Below are 20556 nucleotides of genomic sequence, written 5' to 3'. Positions count from 1 at the left end.
CCCCGGCTCCGGAAAGGGTGGCGCCGGACCGTTGCGTCGCTCTGCGGGCGCGCCCGCCGTCGGTACGATGCGGGCCGGTCACGGTGGCCGTCGGTCGAAGGTGCGGTGGTGGTGCGGTGATGGTGGGGTCGGCGGTGGCGGCGGACGGTGTGCGGATCGCCTACGAGACGGCCGGGGAGGGCGGCGTGCCGCTGCTGCTGGTGCACGGCTGGTGTTGTGAACGCTCCTATCTGGCACCGCAGTTCGAGCACTTCGCGGCCGGGCGGCAGGTCGTCGCGGTGGACCTGCGCGGGCACGGCGGGAGCGGCGCCGGCGAGCCGGAGGCGTACGGCGTCGAGGTCTTCGCCGGCGACGCGCTCGCGGCGGCCGCGGCGGCCGGCGCCGAACGGCCGGTGGTCGTCGGGCACAGCATGGGCGCGCTGGTGGCGCTGGCCTGCGCGGCCCGGCCGGGCGCGGTGCGCGGCGCGGTGCTGCTGGACCCGGCGCCGGTGGTCAGCGAACGCGGCAAGGCGGTGTTCGCCGCCGCGGTCGCCGACGTCGCGGCGGACCGGGACGGCGCGTGGCGACGGCGGTTCGCCGAGGGCCTGTTCGGACCGGCCGACACCGTGCGGCGCGACCGGGTGCCCGGTGAGATGGCCTCGGTGCCGGTGCGGATCGCGGCGCCGGGCATGCGGGCGATGGCCGGGTTCGAGGGCGCCGCCGCGCTGGCCGCGGTGGAGGCCGCCGGGGTCCCGGTGCTGGTGGTGACCGGCGGGCGGCCCGAACGCGCGCTGGCCGACTGGCGGCACGCCGTCCTCGCGCGGACCGCCGGCGCCGGACACTTCCTCCAGTTGGAGGTTCCGGAGCAGGTGAATGCGATGATCGAACGGTTTCTTGTCGTCGGCGGAATGGCCTCGTGACCCGGTGAACGGCCGCGGTCGCCGGGCGGAGAGCGGGACCCGGTGAAGGTGATCGTCTTCGGCGCGACCGGCATGGTCGGCCAGGGAGTACTGCGCGAGTGCGTGCGGGACCCGGAGGTGACGGAGATCCTGGTGGTCGGCCGCACCCCGACCGGCCGCACCCACCCGAAGCTGCGGGAGGCCGTGCACCACGACTTCACCGACTTCGGCCCGCTCGCCGCGCGGTTCGAGGGATTCGACGCGTGCTTCTTCTGCCTGGGCGTCTCGGCGGCCGGCATGAAGGAGGCCGACTACCGGCGCGTCACCTACGACTACACGCTGGCCGCCGCCCGGCCGATCGCGGAACGCAACCCCGAGCTGACCTTCGTCTACGTCTCCGGGACCGGCACCGACAGCACCGAGCGGAGCCGCGCGATGTGGGCCCGCGTCAAGGGCGCCACCGAGAACGCCCTGCTGGCCCTGCCGTTCCACGCCTACGCCGTCCGCCCCGGCTACATCCAGCCGCTGCACGGCGTGCGTTCCAAGACCGCCTGGTACCGGGCGTTCTACGCGGTCCTCGCGCCGTTCTACCCGCTGCTGCGGCGCGTCGCCCCGGGCCAGGTGACGACCACCGAGGAACTGGGCCGCGCCATGCTCACGCTCGCCCGGCAGGGCAGTCCGGACCGGGTGCTCGGCAGCCGGGAGATCAACGCGGCGGCAGCGGTCAACGCGACGTCGGCGCAGGGGAGTTGACCGACCGGCAGGGCTGAGCAGCGCAGGCGCGCATCCCCACCACCGCTGACGTGCCCCCGGACCCCGCAGGCGCGCACCCCGGCACCGCACACCTACGCCCCGGCACCGCCGACCTACGCCGCGGCGGCAGGCATGTGGCGCCGCAGGCATGTGGCGCCGCACACCTACGCCCCGGCACCGCTAGGCCGAAGGGCCGCCCGCGGTCCGGGGCCGGGGCGTCAGCGTTCCAGGACCATCGCGATGCCCTGGCCGACGCCGATGCACAGGGCGGCCACGCCGGTGCCGGAGCCGGCGGCGGCGAGCTGGTGGGCGACCGCGCCGGCCAGCCGGGCACCGGAGGCGCCGAGCGGGTGGCCGATGGCGATCGCGCCGCCGCGCGGGTTGACGAGCGCCGGGTCCAGCTCGGGCCATTCGGCCAGGCAGCCCAACGACTGGGCGGCGAACGCCTCGTTGAGCTCGAAGGTGGTCAGGTCGCCGAAGCCGCGGCCGGACCTGGCGAGCGCCCGGCGCACCGCCTCGACCGGGCCGAGGCCGAACAGCTGCGGTTCGATGCCGGTGACCGCGGAGGCGCGGATCCGGGCCAGCGGTTCGCGGCCGGTGGCCTTCAGGCCCTCCTCGTCGCACAGCAGCAGCGCGGCGGCGCCGTCGTTGAGCGGTGAGGCGTTGCCGGCCGTCACCGTGCCGCCGGCCCGGAAGACCGGCTTGAGGCGGGCCAGCGCCTGCGGTGAGCTGTCCTCGCGGATCGACTCGTCGCGGGTGAGCGCGACGCCGTCGAGCGGGACGACCTCGGCGTCGTAGGCGCCGTCCTTCCACGCGCGGGCCGCCTTCTCGTGGCTGGCCAGCGCGAAGGCGTCCTGGGCCTCGCGGGTCACGTGGTGCTTGTCGGCGACGAGTTCGGCACCCTCGCCGAGCGCGACGGTCCACTCCTGCGGCATGCGCGGGTTGACCATGCGCCAGCCGAGCGTGCTGGAGAACATCTCCGGGTGCGCGGCCGGGAAGCCCTTCGCCGGCTTGGGCATCACCCACGGCGCCCGGGTCATCGACTCCACACCGCCGGCGATCACCACCGACGCGTCGCCGACCGCGACCGCGCGGGCCGCCTGCACGACGGCCTCCAGGCCGCTGCCGCACAGCCGGTTGACGGTCGAGCCCGGCACGGTGACCGGCAGCCCGGCCAGCAGGACGGCCATCCGGGCCACGTCGCGGTTCTCCTCGCCGGCGCCGTTGGCGTTGCCGAGCACGACGTCGTCGACGCGGGCCGGGTCCAGTTGCGGTGAGCGGGCGGCCAGCGAGCGCACCACGTGGGCGGCCAGGTCGTCGGGGCGTACTCCGGCCAGCGCACCGCCGTACTTGCCGATCGGGGTGCGCACGGCGTCGACGATGTACACCTCACGGAGGCGGTCGGTCATCAGGCGTCCCTTCCTGCGGACCGCGCGGGCCGCCGCTCCGGCACGGGCGGGTTCGCCGCCCCGCCGTCGCCCGCCGCCCCGGCCGCCCGCGGACACACGGCCGACCCCAGTCCGCACCGTCGCGGCTTTGTTCGCACCGGCACTGTAGTTCATGCGTCCGCGCACGTCAGGGGTACGGCGGCGCGGGGTGCGTCACGTTGCGGGCGGCGGGGGGGCGTGATGTGGCGGGGGCGGGGGGGTGCGTCGCGTTGCGGGGGGGGCGGGCGTGATGTCGCGGGGCGGCGGGCCGGCGACGCCCAGGTGGCCCGCGCCGTCCCTTGGCGTCGTCCCGCCGCCACCCCGGCACCGGGTCCACTCCGGCACCGGGGCCGTACGCGAACCGTCCGCACGACCCGCGTACGGCCCGCGTCGAACCCCGCATCCGATCCCGCGTCGGCCAGCATCCGCCCCCGCGTCCGATCTCGCGTCCGACGCGTCATCGGCCCTCCACGATGCCCTCGCCGGCGGCCCACCAAACCGGCGGAGCGCATTAGCGTTTTCCGGCGTTCCCGAATCACTGTCCGATACAACGGCTTTGACCCCCGGACCTCAGGTTTTCCCTTCAACCACTGGGCAGTTGGCACATTGATAGCGTCTTCGTTCGCTCACGGTGATTCACCTGAACGTGTGATAGCGCTGGGACCCCTGGGACCGACACCATGGTCACGCAGGCCACAAGGAACAGGGGAGGGACCTTCTGATGTCGGTCGATGCTGGTCTTGGCGTGGAATCGGGCGGGGATTCCGGGGCGCAGTCGCAGAACGGTGGGACTCAGCTGAGCCTCAGCACCGCGGCGGCCCGGACTCTCGCCACCACGACCAAGTCCGCGCCGCAGATGCAGGGCATCACGTCGCGCTGGCTGCTTCGGGTACTGCCCTGGGTGCACGTGCCCGGTGGCGCCTACCGGGTCAACCGGCGGCTCACCTACACGGTGGGGGACGGACGGGTCACCTTCGTACAGACCGGCTCCGACGTACGGGTCATCCCGGACGAGCTGGGCGAGTTGCCGCTGCTGCGCGATTTCGGGGACCAGGCGGTGCTGCGCGCGCTGGCCGACCGGTTCGTCCAGCGGGAGTACGAGCCCGGCCAGGTGATCGTGGAGGCCGGTTCGCCGGCCGACGAGGTCTACCTGATCGCGCACGGCAAGATCAACAAGCTCGGCACGGGCAAGTTCGGCGAGCAGGCCGTACTCGGTGTGCTGGCCGACGGCGGGTACTTCGGCGACGAGTCGCTGGTGCACACCGACGGCACGTGGGACTTCACCGCGAAGGCGGCCACCACCGTCACGCTGCTCGCGCTGCCGCGGGACGCGTTCCGCGCCGTCGCCGAGCAGTCCGAGCCGCTGCGCGAGCGCGTCGCGCAACACCTCAACGACTCCGGCCGCGACCTCAACAAGCACGGCGAGGCCGAGATCGCCATGTCCGCCGGCCACGTCGGCGAGTGGGACCTGCCCGGCACCTTCGTCGACTACGAGACCTCGCCGCGCGAGTACGAACTCAGCGTCGCGCAGACCGTGCTGCGGGTGCACAGCCGGGTCGCCGACCTCTACAACCAGCCGATGAACCAGGTCGAGCACCAGCTGAAGCTCACCATTCAGGCGCTGCGCGAACGCCAGGAACACGAACTGGTCAACAACGCGGAGTTCGGTCTGCTGAACAACGCGGAATACGGCCAGCGCATCAACACCCACTCCGGCCCGCCCACCCCGGACGACCTCGACGAGCTGATCAGCCGCCGGCGCAATCCGCAATTCCTGCTGGCCCACCCGCGCACCATCGCCGCCTTCGGCCGCGAATGCAGCAAGCGCGGCCTCTACCCGGACAGCGCGCTGCTGGACGGGAACGCCGTGCCGTCCTGGCGCGGAATTCCCCTGCTGCCGTGCAACAAGATCCCGGTGAACAAGGACATGACGAGTTCCGTCATCGTCCTGCGGGTCGGCGAGGACAACCAGGGCGTCATCGGCCTGCACCAGACCGGGCTGCCGGACGAGTACGAGCCGAGCCTGTCGGTGCGGTTCATGGGGATCAACGAGAAGGCGATCATCTCCTACCTGGTGAGCGCCTACTACTCGGCCGCGATCCTGGTGCCGGACGCGATCGGCGTCCTGGAGAACTGCCAGGTCGGCCTCCGCGACTGACCTTCCCACGCCCCTTGACGGGACGGTGAGGCCGGCGGGCGGTTGCGACCGCCCCTGCCGCACCGCCCGGCCGGGTCCGCGGCGGCTGTCACCCTGCCGACAGCCGCCGCGTCCGGTCGCCGGGAGCCGTTCCGCGCTCACTGACGACATCGAGGTGTGGCAACCATGGGAATCTTCACGCTCGATCGCGAGGGTCTCGATCGCGAAGGTCACGAGGCGGCGGCCGTGCTGGGCCGGGCCCGCGGATGCGTCGACCCGGCACTGCGCACGGCGGTGGCCTCGCTGCCCCGCTCGATGCGCCGGATCGCCGCTTACCACTTCGGCTGGCAGGACGCCGGCGGCGCACCGGCGACCGGCGACGGCGGCAAGGCGATACGGCCGGCGCTGGTGCTGGCCGCCGCCCAGGCCCTCGGCGGCACGGCGGAGTCCGCGGTACCGGCCGCCGCCGCGGTGGAACTGGTGCACAACTTCACGCTGCTGCACGACGACGTCCTCGACCACGACCCGACCCGGCGCCACCGGCCCACCGCCTGGACGGTGTTCGGGGTGCCGGACGCGATCCTGGCCGGCGACGCCCTTCAGTCGCTGGCGCTGCGGGTGCTGGCGCTGGACCCGCATCCGGCGGCGGCGCGCGCGGTGGCCCGGCTGGCGGCGTGCGTCATCGAGCTGTGCGACGGCCAGCACGCCGACTGCTCCTTCGAGCGGCGCGGCGACGTCTCGCTCGCGGAGTGCCTGGCGATGGCGGAGGCCAAGACCGGGGCGCTGCTGGGCTGCGCGTGCGCGCTGGGGGCGCTGTACGCGGGGGCGCCGCAGGCCGCGGTGGAGGCGATGGACGCCTTCGGCCGCCGGATGGGGCTGGCGTTCCAGCTGATCGACGACCTGATCGGCATCTGGGGGGACCCCGACGTCACCGGCAAGCCGGCCGGCGCCGATCTGACGGCCCGCAAGAAGTCGCTGCCGGTGGTGGCGGCGCTGCGGTCCGGCACCCCGGCGGGCGACCGGCTGGCGGCGCTGTACGCCGGTGAACAGCCGCTGTCCGACGGGCAGTTGCGGGAGGCGGCGGAGGCGATCGAGCTGGCCGGCGGCCGGGACTGGGCGCAGACCCAGGCGTGCGACCGGATGGCGGACGCCATCGGCCACCTGGCGGACGCCGTCCCGGACGGCACCGGTACGCAGGACCTGCTGGCGCTCACCGAACTGGTGACCCGGCGCGACCGCTGATCCCGAACGGCCCGGCGCCGCCCGCCCGTCGAGGGGCAGGGCGGTACCGGGCCGTTCGGCCGGGCGGGCCGGACGTCAGGCGGTGCGGGTCAGGCGGACCACCGGGATCTCGCGGTCGGTCTTGCGCTGGTACTCGTCGTAGGGGGCGAAGACCTCGACGAGGTGCGGCCACACGCGCTGCCGGTCCTCGGCGGACAGGGTCTCGGCGCGGGCGGCGAAGCGCTCGGTGCCGACCCGCAGGTGGACCTGCTCGTTGACGCTGATGTTGCGGTACCACTGCGGGTGTTCGGGCGCGCCGCCCTTGGACGCGACGATCAGGTAGTCGTCACCGTCGCGGCCGTAGATCAGGACGGTGCGGTGCCAGACGCCGCTGGACCGGCCCTGGTAGTCCAGCAGCAGGCAGGGGGCGCCCTGCATGTCGGTGCCCTCGGTGCCGCCGGAGGATTCGTAGGTCTCCGCCTGCTGGCGGACCCAGTCGGACGGACTCTGCTTGACGCTGTCGGGGTCGTACGCCGGCATTGCTGGTCGCCTCCGTGTGTCGATGCGGTGTTCGGCGCGCCGGGGTGACCGGCGCCGCCTCCACCGTATGACTCCGCGCGGCCCGGCGCGGGGCAACGGGGCCGACAGCGGCGGCCGGTGGGGCCGCGGGGGCGGCGGCGCACGGGGGTTGTCCCCCCTGGCGGGCGGCGGACCGCCCCCGGCGGGGCCGGGTGGTCGCTCCATGGTGACGCGGCGGTCCCGCTCCGTAGCGTCGAGGGGTCGCAACAACCCCCCAGCAGCCCGGAGTCGACCATGCCCCTGTCCCCTGTGCCCGTCCCCGTGCCCGGCGGGGGGCCGGCGGTACGGCCCGCCGCGGGCAGCGAGTTCGCGCCGCTGCTGCGGCTGGTCCGCGACAGCGGGCTGCTGCGGCGGCGCGGCGGCCGGTACGCGGTGGAGATCGGCGTCAACGCGCTGGCGCTGGCCGGGGTGTGGGCGGCGGTGGTGGCGGTCGGCGGCTCGTGGTGGGCGCTGTGGCTGGCGGTGCCGATGGCGCTGCTCGGTGGGCGGACCGCGTTCATCGGGCACGACGCGGGCCACCAGCAGATCGCCGGGGGCCGGCGGGTCAACCGGCTGCTGGGCCTGATCCACGGCGACCTGCTGCTGGGGATGGGCTACGGCTGGTGGAACGACAAGCACAACCGGCACCACGCGCACCCCAACCACGTCGGCAAGGACCCGGACGTCGAGGTGGGCGCGCTGGTGTGGACGCGGGCGCAGGCGGTGGACCGGGCGGGGTTCGCGCGGTTCCTGACGAAGTACCAGGCGTGGCTGTTCTTCCCGATGCTGCTGCTGGAGGGGCTGGCCCTGAAGGTGGCGAGCGTGCGGGACCTGGCGCGGCGGCCGGCCGGCGAGCGCCGGGTGGAGGGCGCGCTGCTGGCGGCGCACGCGGTGGGGTACGTGGCGCTGCTGGCGTGGGCGATGCCGCCGGGGATCGCGGTGGCGTTCGCGGTGCTGCACCACGCGCTGTTCGGGCTGCACCTGGGCGCGTCGTTCGCGCCGAACCACAAGGGGATGGACATGCCGGGCGACGGCGACGAGCACCGCGGCCACCTGCGCCGCCAGGTGCTGACCTCGCGGAACGTGCGCGGCGGGCGGGTGACCGACTGGTTCCTGGGCGGGCTGAACTACCAGGTGGAGCACCACCTGTTCCCCAGCATGCCGCGCCACCGGCTGCGCCGCGCCCAGCCGCTGGTCCGCGCGTACTGCGCCCGGATCGGCGTGCCGTACACCGAGGCGGGACTGCTGGACTCCTACCGGCAGGCGATGCGCCACATGCACGCGGTCGGCGCGGACCTGCGGCGTACCGACCGGCGGCGGTGAGGTGCGCGGGCGGTGTGGCGCGACCGGGGAGGGACGCCGCCGGTGAGGTGCGCGGCGGTGGAGATCGCGCCGACGAAGATCACGCCGGTGAAATTCCCGGCCGGCGGCGTCCCGCACCGGGGGGTGTCGCGGTCGCCGGGAAGCGGGCCGGGGGTCCGCGGCCAGGGACTTCGCCGGACCGACCGGACGGCGTCAGGCATTTCGCATCACCGCTGGGACAGCAATACTGTCACCCATGGACGCGCCGCCTGGACTGACCGTGGACGAGCTGGCCGCCCGTGCCGGGGTGACCGTGCGCACGGTGCGGTTCTACGGCACCAAGGGCCTGCTGCCGCCGCCGGAGCTGGGCCCGCGCCGGGTGGGCCGCTACGGCCCCGGGCACCTGGCGCGGCTGGCGCTGATCGAGGAGCTGCGGCACCAGGGGCTGACGCTGGCCGCGATCGAGCGGTACCTGGAGCAGTTGCCCGAGGGCATCAGCGCGCACGACCTGGCCCTGCACCGGGCGCTGGTGGCGTCCTGGGTGCCGGAGGCGGCGCGGGAGGCGTCCCGCGCGGAGCTGGAGCGGCGGGCGGGGCGGGCGCTGACCGGGGCGGACGTGGACCGGCTGGCGGCGATGGACGTGCTGCGGCGCACCGGTGACCCGGACGTCTTCGAGGTGGACCCGGGCATCCTGCACCTGGGGGTGCGGCTGCTGGACGCGCCGATCGCGCTGGAGGCGGTCGTGGCGGCCCGCACGGTGATGCTGGAGCACGCCGGGGCGGCGGCCCGGGAGGTGAGCCGGCTGTTCCGCGACGAGGTGTGGCGGCCGGGGCAGGTGCGGGAGATGAAGTCGCTGTCGGCCCACCTCCAGCCGCTGGTGGTGCAGGCGCTGGTGACCGCGTTCCAGCGTTCGCTGAAGGAGGAGCTGCGGGCCTGGTTCTCCGCCGAGGCGGCACCGGGCCCGCAGCCCGCTCCCTGAGGCGGGGCGGCGGTCAGTCCCGGTAGGGCCGGCCGCTCTCGGCGCGTTCCACCAGCGACGCCGGGGGCTCGAACCGGTCGCCGTAGGCGGCGGCCAGTTCCCGGGCGCGGGCCACGAAGCCGGGCAGGCCGCCCTCGTAGCCGTTGACGTACTGAAGGACGCCGCCGGTCCAGGCCGGGAAGCCGATGCCGAGGATCGAGCCGATGTTGGCGTCGGCGACCGAGGTCAGCACGTTCTCGTCGAGGCAGCGGATCGAGTCGACGGCCTCGGCGAACAGCATGCGCTCGATCATGTCGCGGAACGGCAGCCGGGTGCCGGGCTTGGTGAAGTGCTCGCGCAGTCCGGGCCACAGCCCGGTGCGGCGGCCGTCCTGGTAGTCGTAGAAGCCGGCGCCCCCGGAGCGTCCCGGGCGGTCGAACTCCTCGACCATGCGGTCGACGACGGCCTCGCCGGGGTGGGCCTGCCAGGTGCCGCCGGCCTCCTCGACCGCGCGGCGGGAGGCGTCGCGGATCTTGCGGGGCAGGGTGAGGGTCAGCTCGTCCATCAGCGACAGCACCTTCGCCGGGTAGCCGGCCTGGGCGGCGGCCTGTTCGACGGAGGCGGGGTCGGCGCCCTCGCCGAGCATGGCGACGCCCTCGTTGATGAACTGGCCGATGACCCGGGAGGTGAAGAAGCCGCGCGAGTCGTTGACCACGATGGGCGTCTTGCTGATCTGCCGGACCAGGTCGAAGGCGCGGGCGAGGGCCTCGTCGCCGGTGTCGCGGCCGCGGATGATCTCCACCAGCGGCATCTTGTCGACCGGGGAGAAGAAGTGCAGGCCCACGAAGTCGGCGGTCCGCTCCACGCCCTCGGCGAGCAGGGTGATGGGCAGCGTGGAGGTGTTGGAGCACAGCAGGGCGTCGGGGGCGACGACGTGCTGGATCTCCTGGAAGACCTTGTGCTTGAGGGCGGGGTCCTCGAAGACCGCCTCGATGACCGCGTCGCAGCCGGCCAGGTCGGCCGGGTCGGCGGTCGCGGTGATGCGGGCGAGGAGCTCGTCGGCCTGTTCGCGGGTGCTGCGGCCCTTGGAGACCGCCTTGTCCAGCAGCCCGGCGGAGTAGGCCCGGCCGCGCTGCGCCGCCTCGGCGGTGACGTCCTTCAGCACGACGTCGATACCGGCCCGGGCGCAGGAGTAGGCGATGCCAGCGCCCATCATGCCGGCGCCGAGGACGGCGACCTTGCGCACCTGGCGCCGTTCGAAGCCGTCGGGGCGGCTGACGCCGGAGTTGACGGCCTGCATGTCGAAGAAGAACGCCTGGATCATGTTCTTCGAGGTGGGTCCGCAGGCGAGTTCGGTGAAGTAGCGCGCCTCGATCAGCTCGGCGTTGGCGAAGTCGACCTGGGAGCCCTCGACGGCGGCGGCCATGATGTTGCGCGGCGCCGGGTAGGGGGCGCCGCCCAGCTGCTTTTTGAGGTTGGCCGGGAAGGCGGGCAGGTTGGCGGCGAGTTTCGGGTGCGACGGGGTGCCGCCGGGGATGCGGTAGCCGTCGGCGTCCCAGGGCTGCCGGGACTCGGGGTGGGCGTCGATGAAGGCGCGGGCCTGGGCGAGCAGGTCGTCGCGGTCGGTGGCGACCGCGTGCACCAGGCCGGCCTCCAGGGCGCGCCGCGGGGAGTAGCGGGTGCCCTGGAGCAGCACCTTCAGCAGCGCGTCGGTGATGCCCATCAGCCGTACCGTGCGCACCACGCCGCCGCCGCCGGGCAGCAGGCCGAGGGTGACCTCGGGCAGGCCGATCTTCGAGCCGGGCGCGTCGAGGGCGACCCGGTGGTGGCAGGCCAGGGCGATCTCGTAACCGCCGCCGAGGGCCGCGCCGTTGAGGGCGGCGACCACCGGCTTGCCGAGGGTCTCCAGGCGGCGCAGCAGCCGCTTGACGGCGAGGCCGTCGGCCAGGACGTCGGCGGCGTCGGCCGGGGTGGCGCGGATCAGGTCGCGCAGGTCCCCGCCGGCGAAGAAGGTCTTCTTGGCGGAGGTGATGATGATGCCGCGGATGCCGTCCCGCTCGTTCTCCAGGCGTTCCACGGTGGCCCGCAGCGAGGTGTGGAAAGCGGCGTTCATGGTGTTGGCGGACTGGTCGGGGTCGTCCAGGACGAGGGTGACGACCTGGTCGGCGTCCTGTTCCCAGCGGATGGTGGTGCTCTCGGGCATGCTCGGCTCCGTTTACGGGGAAGGGACGGCGGTCAGAGGCGCTCGATGACGGTGGCGACGCCCATGCCGCCGCCGACGCACAAGGTGGCGAGTCCGTAGCGCTGGTCGCGGCGTTCCAGTTCGTCGATGAGGGTGCCCAGGATCATCGCGCCGGTGGCGCCGAGCGGGTGGCCCAGCGCGATGGCGCCGCCGTTGACGTTGACCTTCTCCAGCGGCACGCCCATGTCGTCGGCGAAGCGCAGGACGACGGCGGCGAAGGCCTCGTTCATCTCGATCAGGTCGATGTCGCCGATGGTCAGGCCGGCCTTGGCGAGTGCCTTGCGGGAGGCGGGGGCCGGGCCGGTGAGCATGATGGTGGGCTCGGAGCCGGAGACGGCGGCGGACAGGATGCGGGCGCGCGGGGTCATGCCGAAGCGTTCGCCGACCTCGCGGGTGCCGATGGCGACCAGGGCGGCGCCGTCGACGATGCCGGAGGAGTTGCCGGCGTGGTGGACGTGGTCGATCTTCTCCACCCAGTGGTACTTCTGGAGCGCGACGGCGTCGAAGCCGCCCAGGTCGCCGATGCCGGCGAAGGACGGCTTGAGGGCGGCGAGGGAGTCGGCGGTGGTGCCGGGGCGCAGGTGCTCGTCGCGGTCGAGGACGGTCAGGCCGTTGCGGTCGAGCACCGGCACGACGCTGCGGTCGAAGCGGCCGTCCTTCCAGGCCGCGGCGGCGCGTTCCTGGGACATGGCGGCGTACTCGTCGACGTCGCGCCGGGTCCAGCCGCCGAGGGTGGCGATGAGGTCGGCGCCGATGCCCTGCGGGACGAAGCCGACGTCGTGGTTGGTCATCGGGTCGGCGAACCAGGCGCCGCCGTCGGAGGCCATCGGCACCCGGGACATCGATTCGACGCCGCCGGCCAGCACCAGGTCCTCCCAGCCGGCCCGGACCTTGGCGGCGGCCAGGTTGACCGCCTCCAGGCCGGAGGCGCAGAAGCGGTTCTCCTGCACGCCGGCCACCGTGTCGGGCAGGCCGGCGGCGATGGCGGCGATCCGGGCGATGTCGGAGCCCTGGTCGCCGACCGGGCCGACGACGCCGAGCACGATGTCGTCGATGGCGGCCGGGTCGAGGCCGGGGAAGCGGCGGCGGACCTCGTGGATGAGGCCGACGACCAGGTCGATCGGCTTGGTGGCGTGCAGGGTGCCGTTGGCCTTGCCACGGCCGCGCGGGGTGCGGATCGCGTCGTAGACGTACGCTTCGGTGCTCACGTCGGCAGAACCTTCCAGGTGGGTGCGGGTCGGGTCAGGACAGCAGGGAGCGGCCGATGATCTCCTTCATGATCTCGGTGGTCCCGCCGTAGATCGTCTGGACCCGGCCGTCGGTGAAGGCCTTCGCGACCGGGTATTCGGTCATGTAGCCGTATCCGCCGTGCAGTTGAAGGCAGCGGTCGGCGGTGCGCTTGTGCAGTTCGGTCGCCCACCACTTGGCCATCGAGGCGTCCACCGCGGTGAGTTCGGCGCGGTTGTGCGCGGTGACGCAGGCGTCGACGAAGGTGCGGGTGACGGCACACTCGGTGGCCATCTCGGCGACCGCGAACCGGGTGTTCTGGAAGGCGGCGACCGGACGGCCGAAGGCCTGGCGTTCCTTGACGTAGTCGGTGGTCAGGGCCAGGACGTGTTCGGCGGAGGCGAGCGCGGAGACGGCGATGGTCAGGCGTTCCTGGGCCAGGTTGGTCATCAGGTGGCCGAAGGCGCCGTCGAGGTCGCCGAGCAGGTTGTCCTTGGGCACCCGCACGTCGGTGAAGAACATCTCGGCGGTGTCCTGCGCCTTCATGCCGATCTTGCCGAGGTTGCGGCCGCGTTCGAAGCCGGGTGTGTCGCGTTCGACGACCAGCAGGCTCAGGCCCTTGGCGCCGCCTTCCGGGGTGGTGGCGGCGACCACCACGACCAGGTCGGCGTGGATGCCGTTGGAGATGAACGTCTTGGAGCCGTTGAGCAGGAAGTGGTCGCCCTCGTCGGTGGCGCGGGTGCGGATGCCTTGCAGGTCGGAGCCGGCGCCGGGTTCGGTCATGGCGATGGCGGCGACGGTGTCGCCGGAACAGAAGCCGGGCAGCCAGCGGCGTTTCTGCTCGTCGGTGCCGAGCCGGGCGAGGTAGGGGCCGACCATGTCGTTGTGCACGGCGACGGCGAACCCGGAGGCGCCGGCCCGGGCGAACTCCTCGGCCAGCACCGCCGGGTAGCGGAAGTCGCCGGTGCCCCCGCCGCCGTACTCCTCGGGGACGGCCAGCCCCAGCAGTCCCTGGCGTCCGGCGGCCCGCCACACCTCGCGGTCGACGATGCCGTCCTGCTCCCACTGCTCGTGGTACGGGACGACCTCGCGGGCCAGGAAGGTGCGCACGGTGTCGCGGAACGCCTCGTGCTCGTCGGTGTACAGCTCGCTGCGCACGGGCTACTCCCCCTGCTCGTCGTGGTGGTGGCCGGCGCCGGTGAGCGCGGGCAGGTCCCAGTCGCGGGCCACGTCGGCGCGGTGGGCGCCCGGCAGGGCCGGCGGGTGGCGCAGCGTGCCCGGGGTGGCGGACAGCCGCGGCGCGGGGGCGGGCTGGGTGAGCCCGGCGTACTCGACGTAGGTGCCGCGGGCGGTCAGGTGCGGGTGCGCGGCGGCCTCGCGCAGCGACAGCACCGGGGCCACGCAGGCGTCGGTACCCTCGAAGACGGCGGCCCACTCGGCGCGGGTACGGGTGGCGAAGCGGTCGGCGATGCGGCCGCGCAGTTCGCCCCAGCGGGAGGTGTCGGCGCGGTCGGGGGCGTCGGCGCCGAGGCCGAGCAGCCGGGTGAACTCGGCGTAGAAGCGCGGTTCGAGCGCGCCGACCGCCATGTGGCCGCCGTCGGCGGTGCGGTAGACCGAGTAGAACGGCGCGCCGCCGTCGAGGAGGTTGACGCCGGGGCGGTCCTGCCAGCCGCCGGAGCCGAGCAGGCCCCAGATCATGGCGCCGAGGTGGGCGGCCCCGTCGACCACGGCGGCGTCGACGACCTGGCCGGTGCCGGTGGCGCGGGCGTGGTGCAGGGCGGCGAGGGCGCCGGCCACCAGGTACAGCGAGCCGCCGGCGAAGTCGCCGAGCAGGTTGGCGGGGATGGCGGGCGGGCCGTCCGCGGGGCCGACCAGGTGCAGGGTGCCGGTGGTGGCGATGTAGCCGATGTCGTGTCCGGCGCTGTCGGCCAGCGGTCCGTGCTGGCCCCAGCCGGTCATCCGGCCGTAGACGAGGCGGGGGTTGCGGGCCAGGCAGGCGTCGGGTCCGATGCCGAGGCGCTCGGCGACGCCGGGGCGCCAGCACTCGATGAGCAGGTCGGCGCGTTCGGCGAGGTCCAGCACGAGGCCGGTGCCGGCCTCGGTCTTCAGGTCGATGACGACGGAGCGCTTGTTGCGGTTCGTCACGTCGTGGGCGGGGTCGATGCCGATGGCGCCGCCGCCGGGCCGGTCGACGCGGACCACGTCGGCGCCCAGGTCGCCCAGCAGCATGGCGGCGAACGGTCCGGGCCCGATCCCGGCCAGCTCCACCACCCGGACGCCCGCCAGCGGCCCGGGAGTCGGGGGGGTGTCCATGGGCGGTCTCTCCCATCGCGGCGGCCAGGCGTGTGACAGTAACGATGTAACAGTGCCGATGCTAGAAAGCGGCGGAGGCGGACGCAAGCCTTTCGTACTGGTGGGTAATGCGATGGTCGTACCGTCGGCCGGGCCGGTGGGCCGGGCGGGCTGGGCCGGTCCGGCGGTCGCACCGGCGGGCGACCCGGCGCACCGGACGGGCGGGGGCCGGCCCGACGGCCCGTCAGAATGTTGCGATGATACGAACCCCGCGCGCGGCGGCCCTGCTCGCCGCCGCCGTCGTCACCGGGCTGTCCGGGCTGTGGGCCGCGGAGCGGTTGCTCCGCGGCCCACAGCCCGGCCCCCGCCCACCCCACCGCCACCACGACCGCGGCCCCCGGTGCCGCGGCCCGGCTGGCCGCGCGCTTCCGGCAGTCCGGCGGTACGAGCCAGATCTACGGGATCCAGCGGAGCACCGGCCCCGGCGGCGTGCCGAAGCTCGTCGTGTGGACGCACGACGCCGACCCGGGCGACCCGGCGTTCGACCGGCTGAAGGCGTCCGTCACCACGTTCATCGCCGGCGACCAGGGCGTCTCACTGCGGCACGGCTACCTGCTGGACGTCTACGGCCCCGACGGCCGGCTGCTGCACCGGCTAGACGCCCGGATGTGACCTGGGCGCCGGCCGGCCCGGGGCGGGGGGCCCCCCCGGCCGGGCCGTGACCGTCAGCGCTTGCCGCGCGCCGGCCCGCCGTCCCCGCCGGCCAGGCCCGCGCGGCGCAGGGCGTCGGCCAGCGCGCCGCCGCCGGAGTCGCCGCGGCCGGCCGCACCGGACCCGCCGCCGCGGTTCTGCCGGGGCGGGGTGCCGCGGCGCTCACCGGCACGCTGGTCGCCGCCGCCGCGCTCGCCACCGCGCGGGTTGCCGGCGCCCCGGTTGCCGCCGTCGCGGTTGCCGCCCGGCCGGTTGCCGCCGTTGCCGCCGCCGTTGCGGGGGGCGTCGCCGCGGTCGCCGGCCTGCTGGCGGCGCGGGCCGCCGGTGCCGCCGGCCGGGGCCTGCTCGTCCAGCCGCAGCGTCAGGGCGATCCGCTTGCGCGGGATGTCGACGTCGAGCACCTTGACCCGGACCACGTCGCCGGGCTTGACGATGTCGCGGGGATTGTCGACGAAGCGGTTCGACATCGCGGAGACGTGCACCAGGCCGTCCTGGTGCACCCCGATGTCGACGAAGGCGCCGAACGCGGCCACGTTGGTGACCGTGCCCTCCAGCAGCATGCCGGGCGTGAGGTCCTTCAGCTGCTCCACGCCCTCCTTGAAGGTGGCCGTCCTGAACGCCGGACGCGGGTCGCGGCCGGGCTTCTCCAGTTCGGCGAGGATGTCGGTGACGGTCGGCACGCCGAAGGTGTCGTCGGCGAAGTCGGCCGGGCGCAGCGTCCGCAGGGTGGCGCTGTCGCCGATCAGCGCCCTGACCTCGCCGCCGGAGCTGGCGGCGATCCGGCGCACCACCGGGTACGCCTCGGGGTGCACGCTGGAGGCGTCGAGCGGGTCGTCGCCGCCGGTGATGCGCAGGAAGCCGGCGCACTGCTCGAACGCCTTCGGGCCGAGCCGGGCGACGGCCTTGAGCGCCTTGCGGTTGCGGAACGGGCCGTTGGCGTCGCGGTGGGCGACGATGTTGTCCGCGAGGGTGCCGGTGATGCCGGAGACCCGGCGCAGCAGCGGCGAGGAGGCGGTGTTGAGGTCGACGCCGACGCCGTTGACGCAGTCCTCGACGACCGCGTCGAGCGAGCGGGACAGCTTGGACTCCGACAGGTCGTGCTGGTACTGGCCGACGCCGATGGACTTGGGGTCGATCTTGACCAGTTCGGCCAGCGGGTCCTGGAGGCGCCGGGCGATGGAGACCGCGCCGCGCAGCGAGACGTCGAGGTCGGGCAGTTCCTGCGAGGCGTAGGCGGACGCGGAGTAGACCGAGGCGCCGGCCTCGGAGACGACGACCTTGGTCAGGTTCAGCTCCGGGTGGGCCGCCAGCAGGTCGGCGGCGAGCTTGTCGGTCTCGCGGGAGGCGGTGCCGTTGCCGATGGCGATCAGCGACACGTCGTGCTCGCGGGCCAGGGCGCCGAGGGTGGCCAGCGACTCCTCCCAGCGGCGGGCGGGGACGTGCGGGTAAATGGTCGAGGTGGCGACCACCTTGCCGGTCGGGTCGGTGACGGCGACCTTCACACCGGTGCGGAAACCCGGGTCCAGGCCCATGGTGGCGCGGGCGCCGGCCGGGGCGGCGAGCAGCAGGTCGCGCAGGTTGTGGGCGAAGACCCGCACCGCCTCGTCCTCGGCGGTGGTGCGCAGCCGGGTGCGCAGGTCGATGCCGAGGTGGACCAGGATGCGGGTGCGCCAGGCCCAGCGGACGGTCTCGGCCAGCCAGGCGTCGGCCGGCCGGCCCTGGTTGGTGATGCCGAACGCCGAGGCGATGGCGCGTTCGTAGGTGGTCGGCCCCTCGGGCACCTCGCCGGGGTCCGGGTCGAGGGTGAGGTCGAGGACCTCCTCCTTCTCGCCGCGGAACATCGCCAGGATCCGGTGCGAGGGCAGCTTCTCGAACGGTTCGGAGAAGTCGAAGTAGTCGGAGAACTTCGCCCCGGCCTCCTCCTTGCCCTCGCGCACCCTGGCGGCGACCGCGCCGCGCGACCACATGCGCTCGCGCAGGGTGCCGATGAGGTCGGCGTCCTCGCCGAACCGCTCGGCCAGGATGGCGCGGGCGCCCTCCAGCGCGGCGCCCGCGTCGGCGACCTGCTCGCCGGTGAAGCCCTCGGCGGTGGCGTGCGGGTCGAGACGGGGGTCGGCCAGCAGCCGGTCGGCGAGCGGTTCGAGGCCGTTCTCCCGGGCGATCTGCGCCTTGGTGCGGCGTTTCGGCTTGAACGGCAGGTAGATGTCCTCCAGCCGCGCCTTGGAGTCGGCGGCGGTGATCTGCGCGCGCAGCGCGTCGTCCAGCTTGCCCTGCGACTCCACCGACTCCAGGACCGCGGCCCGGCGTTCCTCCAACTCCCGCAGATAGCGCAGCCGTTCCTCCAGGGTGCGCAGCTGGGCGTCGTCGAGGGTGCCGGTCGCCTCCTTGCGGTAGCGGGCGATGAACGGCACGGTGGCCCCACCGTCCAGCAGGTCGACGGCGGCCTTGACCTGCCCTTCGCGTACGCCGAGCTCCTCGGCGATCCGGCGTCCGATGGACTGGTTGGTTGAGCTGTTCACCACTGTGGTCACTGTGCTGATCCGCTTCGTCGCTCGATCCGGCGGGGAGCCGTCTTCCGGGCAATTCTGCCGCTCACGGCGCGCGGTTGTCGCGTGGGGCGCGGCGGATGTCGCAGCGGACGGGGGAATGTGCGGCCCGATCAGGCGCACGGCGCGGGCGCCGGGGCGGACCCGCCACCGTTTTCTTGAAACTTCAAAGGTTCGGTCGTACGGTGGAGGAACGGCACCATCGAAGCCCCAGGAGGTTCCCGTGCCCGTCAGCCGTCTCAACCACGCGGTGCTCTACGTCCGTGACATCGAGCGATCGGTCGACTTCTACACCGACGTGCTCGGCTTCGACGTGGCACACCTGATGCCCGGCCGCGCCGCCTTCCTGCGGGCCCGCGACACCCTCAACGACCACGACCTCGGCCTGTTCACGGTCGGCGCGGACGCGCCCGGGCCGCAGCAGGGCCGCGTCGGGCTCTACCACCTGGCGTGGGAGGTCGGCACGCTGGGCGAACTCGCCGAGATCGCGGCGAAGTTGCAGCCGCGCGGCGCGCTGGTCGGCGCCACCGACCACCGGGTGTCGAAGTCGCTGTACGCCAAGGACCCGGACGGCAACGAGTTCGAGACCATGTGGCGGGTACCGCGCGAGGACTGGCCGACCGGCGACGACACCGCCCATCTGCACGCCCTCGACCTGGACGCGGACCTGAAGCGCTGGGGCCCGGACCTGCGCACCGGCGCCGCGGCCGGCTCGGCGACCTGACCAGCGAACGGCCCTGCGGGGCGGGGGCCGCGCGCCCGGCCGGCGAGGAAGCTCCGGGGCGGGCGTACGGCGCGACCTCGCGGTACGGCTCCGCGAGGTCGCGCCATACGCCGTCGACTCACCGTGCGGCCCTCCCCGGCTCGCGCCGCCGCACCGGAATGCCCGCGTCGGGCACCCGCGTCAGCGCGCCGGTCGGGCGCGACGCCGCCGGACGCCCGCGTCGGACGGCCGGCGGCCGGTACGCCGGTGTCAGACGGCCGCCGCCGGGGTCAGCAGGGCCGCGTGGTGGCGGCGGGCGACGTCGGGGTGGGCGCGCAGCTTGCCCTTGAGTTCGTTGAACCCGTACTCGGCGAACAGCGGGTTGTCCGGGTCGCGGGTGGCGCCGGGCGCGGTGCTCGCGTGCGGGAAGACCAGCGGTGACGTCCGCGCGTCCAGGCGCGGGTTGTGGAAGAACGGCACGGAGTAGCGCTCCCGGGCGCCGGGCGGGCTGACCACGCGGTGGTTGGTGGCCTTCAGGTAGCCGTCGGTGGCGACCTCCAGCATCTCGCCGAGGTTGACCACGAAGGCGCCGGGCCGCGGCGGCACGTCGTGGAACCGGCCGTCGGGCCCCTCGACCTGGAGTCCGCCGACGCCGTCCTGGAGCAGCAGGGTCAAGAAGCCGTAGTCCTTGTGCGCGCCGACGCCCTGAGCCGCGCCGTCCGGGGCGCTGCCGGGGTAGCGGATCATCTTCAGGTGCGGGTGCCCCCCGCCGGCGAAGGCGCCGGCGTAGAAGTCGGCGGGCGCGCCGATGGCGGTGAGCAGTTCGCGCAGCAGCAGGTCGGCGACCGCGCCGAGCCGGTCGATCCAGTCGAGGGCGGCGGGGCGCAGGGCCGGCAGCGCGGCGGGCCACTGGTTGGGCCCCTCCAGCCACCAGTACGCGGGCTCACCGGGTGCCGGGACGCGTGGCGGGCGTTCGGCACCGATGTCCAACTGGTCGCGCCAGTCACGGGCGCCGCCGGTGCGTTCGTCGCCGATCCGGGTGTAGCCGCGAAAGTGCGGGGAGTCGAGGTTGTCCACCGCACGCCGGTCGGCCTCCGGCAGGGCGAAGAACTTCCGGGTGACGCGCAGCAGTTCAGCGGTCCGGGCGGGGGTGATGCCGTGGCCGGTGAGCTGGAGGAATCCGACGTCGTGCGCCGCGGCGTGCAGGGCCCGGCGCATCCGCGCGCGGTCCGGCGCGGGACCGGCGGCCGCGGACAGGTCGATGACGGGCAGCTGGAAGGGGTCGCTGAGGATCATGGGTGGTGTCCCGGGGTTGATCGGTCCGGCCGGGGCCCGGGGGTGACCGGGCAGCGCGAACGCGCGCCGGGTGGGCGCGGCTCACGAAAGGGCCGGAAAACCGGAGAAGGAGGAGCGGAGGAGCTGGTCCGCCGCGGAGGTTCGCAGGCCGGCGCGGTTCAGAGACCGGAGCGCCGGGGCCTGGGACAGGACGTGGTCGTGACGCGGACGTAGTCCACGTGACGGCGGCGAACGAGCGGAACCATGCCGCCAGCGTACGCGGCCGCGGTGCCGTCCGGGAGGCCGGAGGTGGGGCGGGGGCACGG

At 74.2% G+C, this 20556-nt stretch carries 16 protein-coding genes; 8 read left to right on the top strand and 8 right to left on the bottom strand.

Annotation, left to right across the window (positions count from 1 at the left end):
* Nucleotides 1-119: 119 nt before the first annotated feature.
* Both POF43_RS32860 and POF43_RS32855 read left to right on the top strand, forming a co-directional pair.
* Nucleotides 120-899, top strand: coding sequence for an alpha/beta fold hydrolase (locus POF43_RS32860; protein WP_271318040.1), 780 nt, complete (start codon nucleotides 120-122; stop codon nucleotides 897-899).
* 42 nt (nucleotides 900-941) lie between these two features.
* Nucleotides 942-1631 carry a Rossmann-fold NAD(P)-binding domain-containing protein gene (locus POF43_RS32855; RefSeq protein ID WP_271318041.1) on the top strand — a complete coding sequence of 230 codons (690 nt, stop codon included), beginning with the start codon at nucleotides 942-944 and terminating at the stop codon, nucleotides 1629-1631.
* A 218-nt stretch (nucleotides 1632-1849) separates the two neighbouring features.
* Here POF43_RS32855 and POF43_RS32850 read toward each other — a convergent pair whose 3' ends face one another.
* Nucleotides 1850-3040 carry a thiolase family protein gene (locus tag POF43_RS32850; RefSeq protein ID WP_271318042.1) on the bottom strand — a complete coding sequence of 397 codons (1191 nt, stop codon included), beginning with the start codon at nucleotides 3038-3040 and terminating at the stop codon, nucleotides 1850-1852.
* A 739-nt stretch (nucleotides 3041-3779) separates the two neighbouring features.
* Here POF43_RS32850 and POF43_RS32845 point away from each other — a divergent pair.
* Both POF43_RS32845 and POF43_RS32840 read left to right on the top strand, forming a co-directional pair.
* A complete protein-coding gene (locus POF43_RS32845; protein ID WP_271314929.1) occupies nucleotides 3780-5216 on the top strand; it encodes a family 2B encapsulin nanocompartment shell protein in 1437 nt (478 codons plus the stop codon).
* Nucleotides 5217-5381: 165 nt separating this feature from the next.
* Nucleotides 5382-6437: a family 2 encapsulin nanocompartment cargo protein polyprenyl transferase gene (locus POF43_RS32840; protein ID WP_271314930.1), complete on the top strand. Its 1056-nt coding sequence runs from the start codon at nucleotides 5382-5384 to the stop codon at nucleotides 6435-6437.
* A 75-nt stretch (nucleotides 6438-6512) separates the two neighbouring features.
* Here POF43_RS32840 and POF43_RS32835 read toward each other — a convergent pair whose 3' ends face one another.
* A complete protein-coding gene (locus POF43_RS32835; RefSeq protein ID WP_271314931.1) occupies nucleotides 6513-6956 on the bottom strand; it encodes a nitroreductase family deazaflavin-dependent oxidoreductase in 444 nt (147 codons plus the stop codon).
* A gap of 273 nt (nucleotides 6957-7229) precedes the next feature.
* Between POF43_RS32835 and POF43_RS32830 the strand changes: the two genes are divergently transcribed.
* Together POF43_RS32830 and POF43_RS32825 are read left to right on the top strand one after the other, a co-directional pair.
* A complete protein-coding gene (locus tag POF43_RS32830; protein WP_271324358.1) occupies nucleotides 7230-8297 on the top strand; it encodes a fatty acid desaturase family protein in 1068 nt (355 codons plus the stop codon).
* A 235-nt stretch (nucleotides 8298-8532) separates the two neighbouring features.
* Nucleotides 8533-9255: a MerR family transcriptional regulator gene (locus tag POF43_RS32825; RefSeq protein ID WP_271324357.1), complete on the top strand. Its 723-nt coding sequence runs from the start codon at nucleotides 8533-8535 to the stop codon at nucleotides 9253-9255.
* Nucleotides 9256-9268: 13 nt separating this feature from the next.
* Here the strand turns inward: POF43_RS32825 and POF43_RS32820 are convergent, their stop codons facing one another.
* Genes POF43_RS32820 through POF43_RS32805 form a run of 4 tightly spaced genes read right to left on the bottom strand, consistent with a single transcriptional unit; the run spans nucleotide 9269 to nucleotide 15016 of the window.
* Nucleotides 9269-11437, bottom strand: coding sequence for a 3-hydroxyacyl-CoA dehydrogenase NAD-binding domain-containing protein (locus tag POF43_RS32820; RefSeq protein WP_271324356.1), 2169 nt, complete (start codon nucleotides 11435-11437; stop codon nucleotides 9269-9271).
* A gap of 32 nt (nucleotides 11438-11469) precedes the next feature.
* Nucleotides 11470-12684 (bottom strand): acetyl-CoA C-acetyltransferase, encoded by a 1215-nt coding sequence (locus POF43_RS32815; RefSeq protein ID WP_271314935.1) that lies wholly within the window; start codon nucleotides 12682-12684, stop codon nucleotides 11470-11472.
* A gap of 34 nt (nucleotides 12685-12718) precedes the next feature.
* A complete protein-coding gene (locus POF43_RS32810) occupies nucleotides 12719-13861 on the bottom strand; it encodes an acyl-CoA dehydrogenase family protein (protein WP_271324355.1) in 1143 nt (380 codons plus the stop codon).
* Between the two features lie 3 nt (nucleotides 13862-13864).
* Complete coding sequence (locus POF43_RS32805; RefSeq protein ID WP_271324354.1) at nucleotides 13865-15016, bottom strand: CaiB/BaiF CoA transferase family protein; 1152 nt, start codon at nucleotides 15014-15016, stop codon at nucleotides 13865-13867.
* Nucleotides 15017-15484: 468 nt separating this feature from the next.
* On the opposite strand from POF43_RS32805, the gene POF43_RS32800 reads away from it, so the two are divergent.
* A complete protein-coding gene (locus POF43_RS32800) occupies nucleotides 15485-15667 on the top strand; it encodes a hypothetical protein (RefSeq protein ID WP_282704919.1) in 183 nt (60 codons plus the stop codon).
* A gap of 53 nt (nucleotides 15668-15720) precedes the next feature.
* Here the strand turns inward: POF43_RS32800 and POF43_RS32795 are convergent, their stop codons facing one another.
* On the bottom strand, nucleotides 15721-18237 hold the full coding sequence (locus tag POF43_RS32795) for a Tex family protein (protein ID WP_372516184.1): 2517 nt from the start codon (nucleotides 18235-18237) through the stop codon (nucleotides 15721-15723).
* Nucleotides 18238-18475: 238 nt separating this feature from the next.
* On the opposite strand from POF43_RS32795, the gene POF43_RS32790 reads away from it, so the two are divergent.
* Nucleotides 18476-18976, top strand: a complete 501-nt coding sequence (locus POF43_RS32790) for a VOC family protein (RefSeq protein WP_271317364.1) — start codon at nucleotides 18476-18478, stop codon at nucleotides 18974-18976.
* 249 nt (nucleotides 18977-19225) lie between these two features.
* On the opposite strand, the gene POF43_RS32785 is transcribed toward POF43_RS32790, so the two are convergent.
* Nucleotides 19226-20251, bottom strand: a complete 1026-nt coding sequence (locus POF43_RS32785; RefSeq protein WP_271325051.1) for an isopenicillin N synthase family dioxygenase — start codon at nucleotides 20249-20251, stop codon at nucleotides 19226-19228.
* Nucleotides 20252-20556 lie beyond the last annotated feature (305 nt).

The sequence above is a fragment of the Streptantibioticus silvisoli genome (assembly GCF_027947535.2).
Lineage (GTDB): Bacteria > Actinomycetota > Actinomycetes > Streptomycetales > Streptomycetaceae > Streptantibioticus_C > Streptantibioticus_C silvisoli.
The sequence above is the reverse complement of the archived record's forward strand: the minus strand, read 5'-3'. Positions and strand labels throughout refer to the sequence as shown.

Excerpts from the sequence above, each read along its gene's own strand:
- POF43_RS32860 (WP_271318040.1), top strand. The coding sequence starts at position 120 with ATGGTGGGGTCGGCGGTGGCGGCGGACGGTGTGCGGATCGCCTACGAG.
- POF43_RS32850 (WP_271318042.1), bottom strand. The coding sequence starts at position 3,040 with ATGACCGACCGCCTCCGTGAGGTGTACATCGTCGACGCCGTGCGCACC.
- POF43_RS32845 (WP_271314929.1), top strand. The coding sequence starts at position 3,780 with ATGTCGGTCGATGCTGGTCTTGGCGTGGAATCGGGCGGGGATTCCGGG.
- POF43_RS32840 (WP_271314930.1), top strand. The coding sequence starts at position 5,382 with ATGGGAATCTTCACGCTCGATCGCGAGGGTCTCGATCGCGAAGGTCAC.
- POF43_RS32835 (WP_271314931.1), bottom strand. The coding sequence starts at position 6,956 with ATGCCGGCGTACGACCCCGACAGCGTCAAGCAGAGTCCGTCCGACTGG.
- POF43_RS32830 (WP_271324358.1), top strand. The coding sequence starts at position 7,230 with ATGCCCCTGTCCCCTGTGCCCGTCCCCGTGCCCGGCGGGGGGCCGGCG.
- POF43_RS32825 (WP_271324357.1), top strand. The coding sequence starts at position 8,533 with ATGGACGCGCCGCCTGGACTGACCGTGGACGAGCTGGCCGCCCGTGCC.
- POF43_RS32820 (WP_271324356.1), bottom strand. The coding sequence starts at position 11,437 with ATGCCCGAGAGCACCACCATCCGCTGGGAACAGGACGCCGACCAGGTC.
- POF43_RS32805 (WP_271324354.1), bottom strand. The coding sequence starts at position 15,016 with ATGGACACCCCCCCGACTCCCGGGCCGCTGGCGGGCGTCCGGGTGGTG.
- POF43_RS32785 (WP_271325051.1), bottom strand. The coding sequence starts at position 20,251 with ATGATCCTCAGCGACCCCTTCCAGCTGCCCGTCATCGACCTGTCCGCG.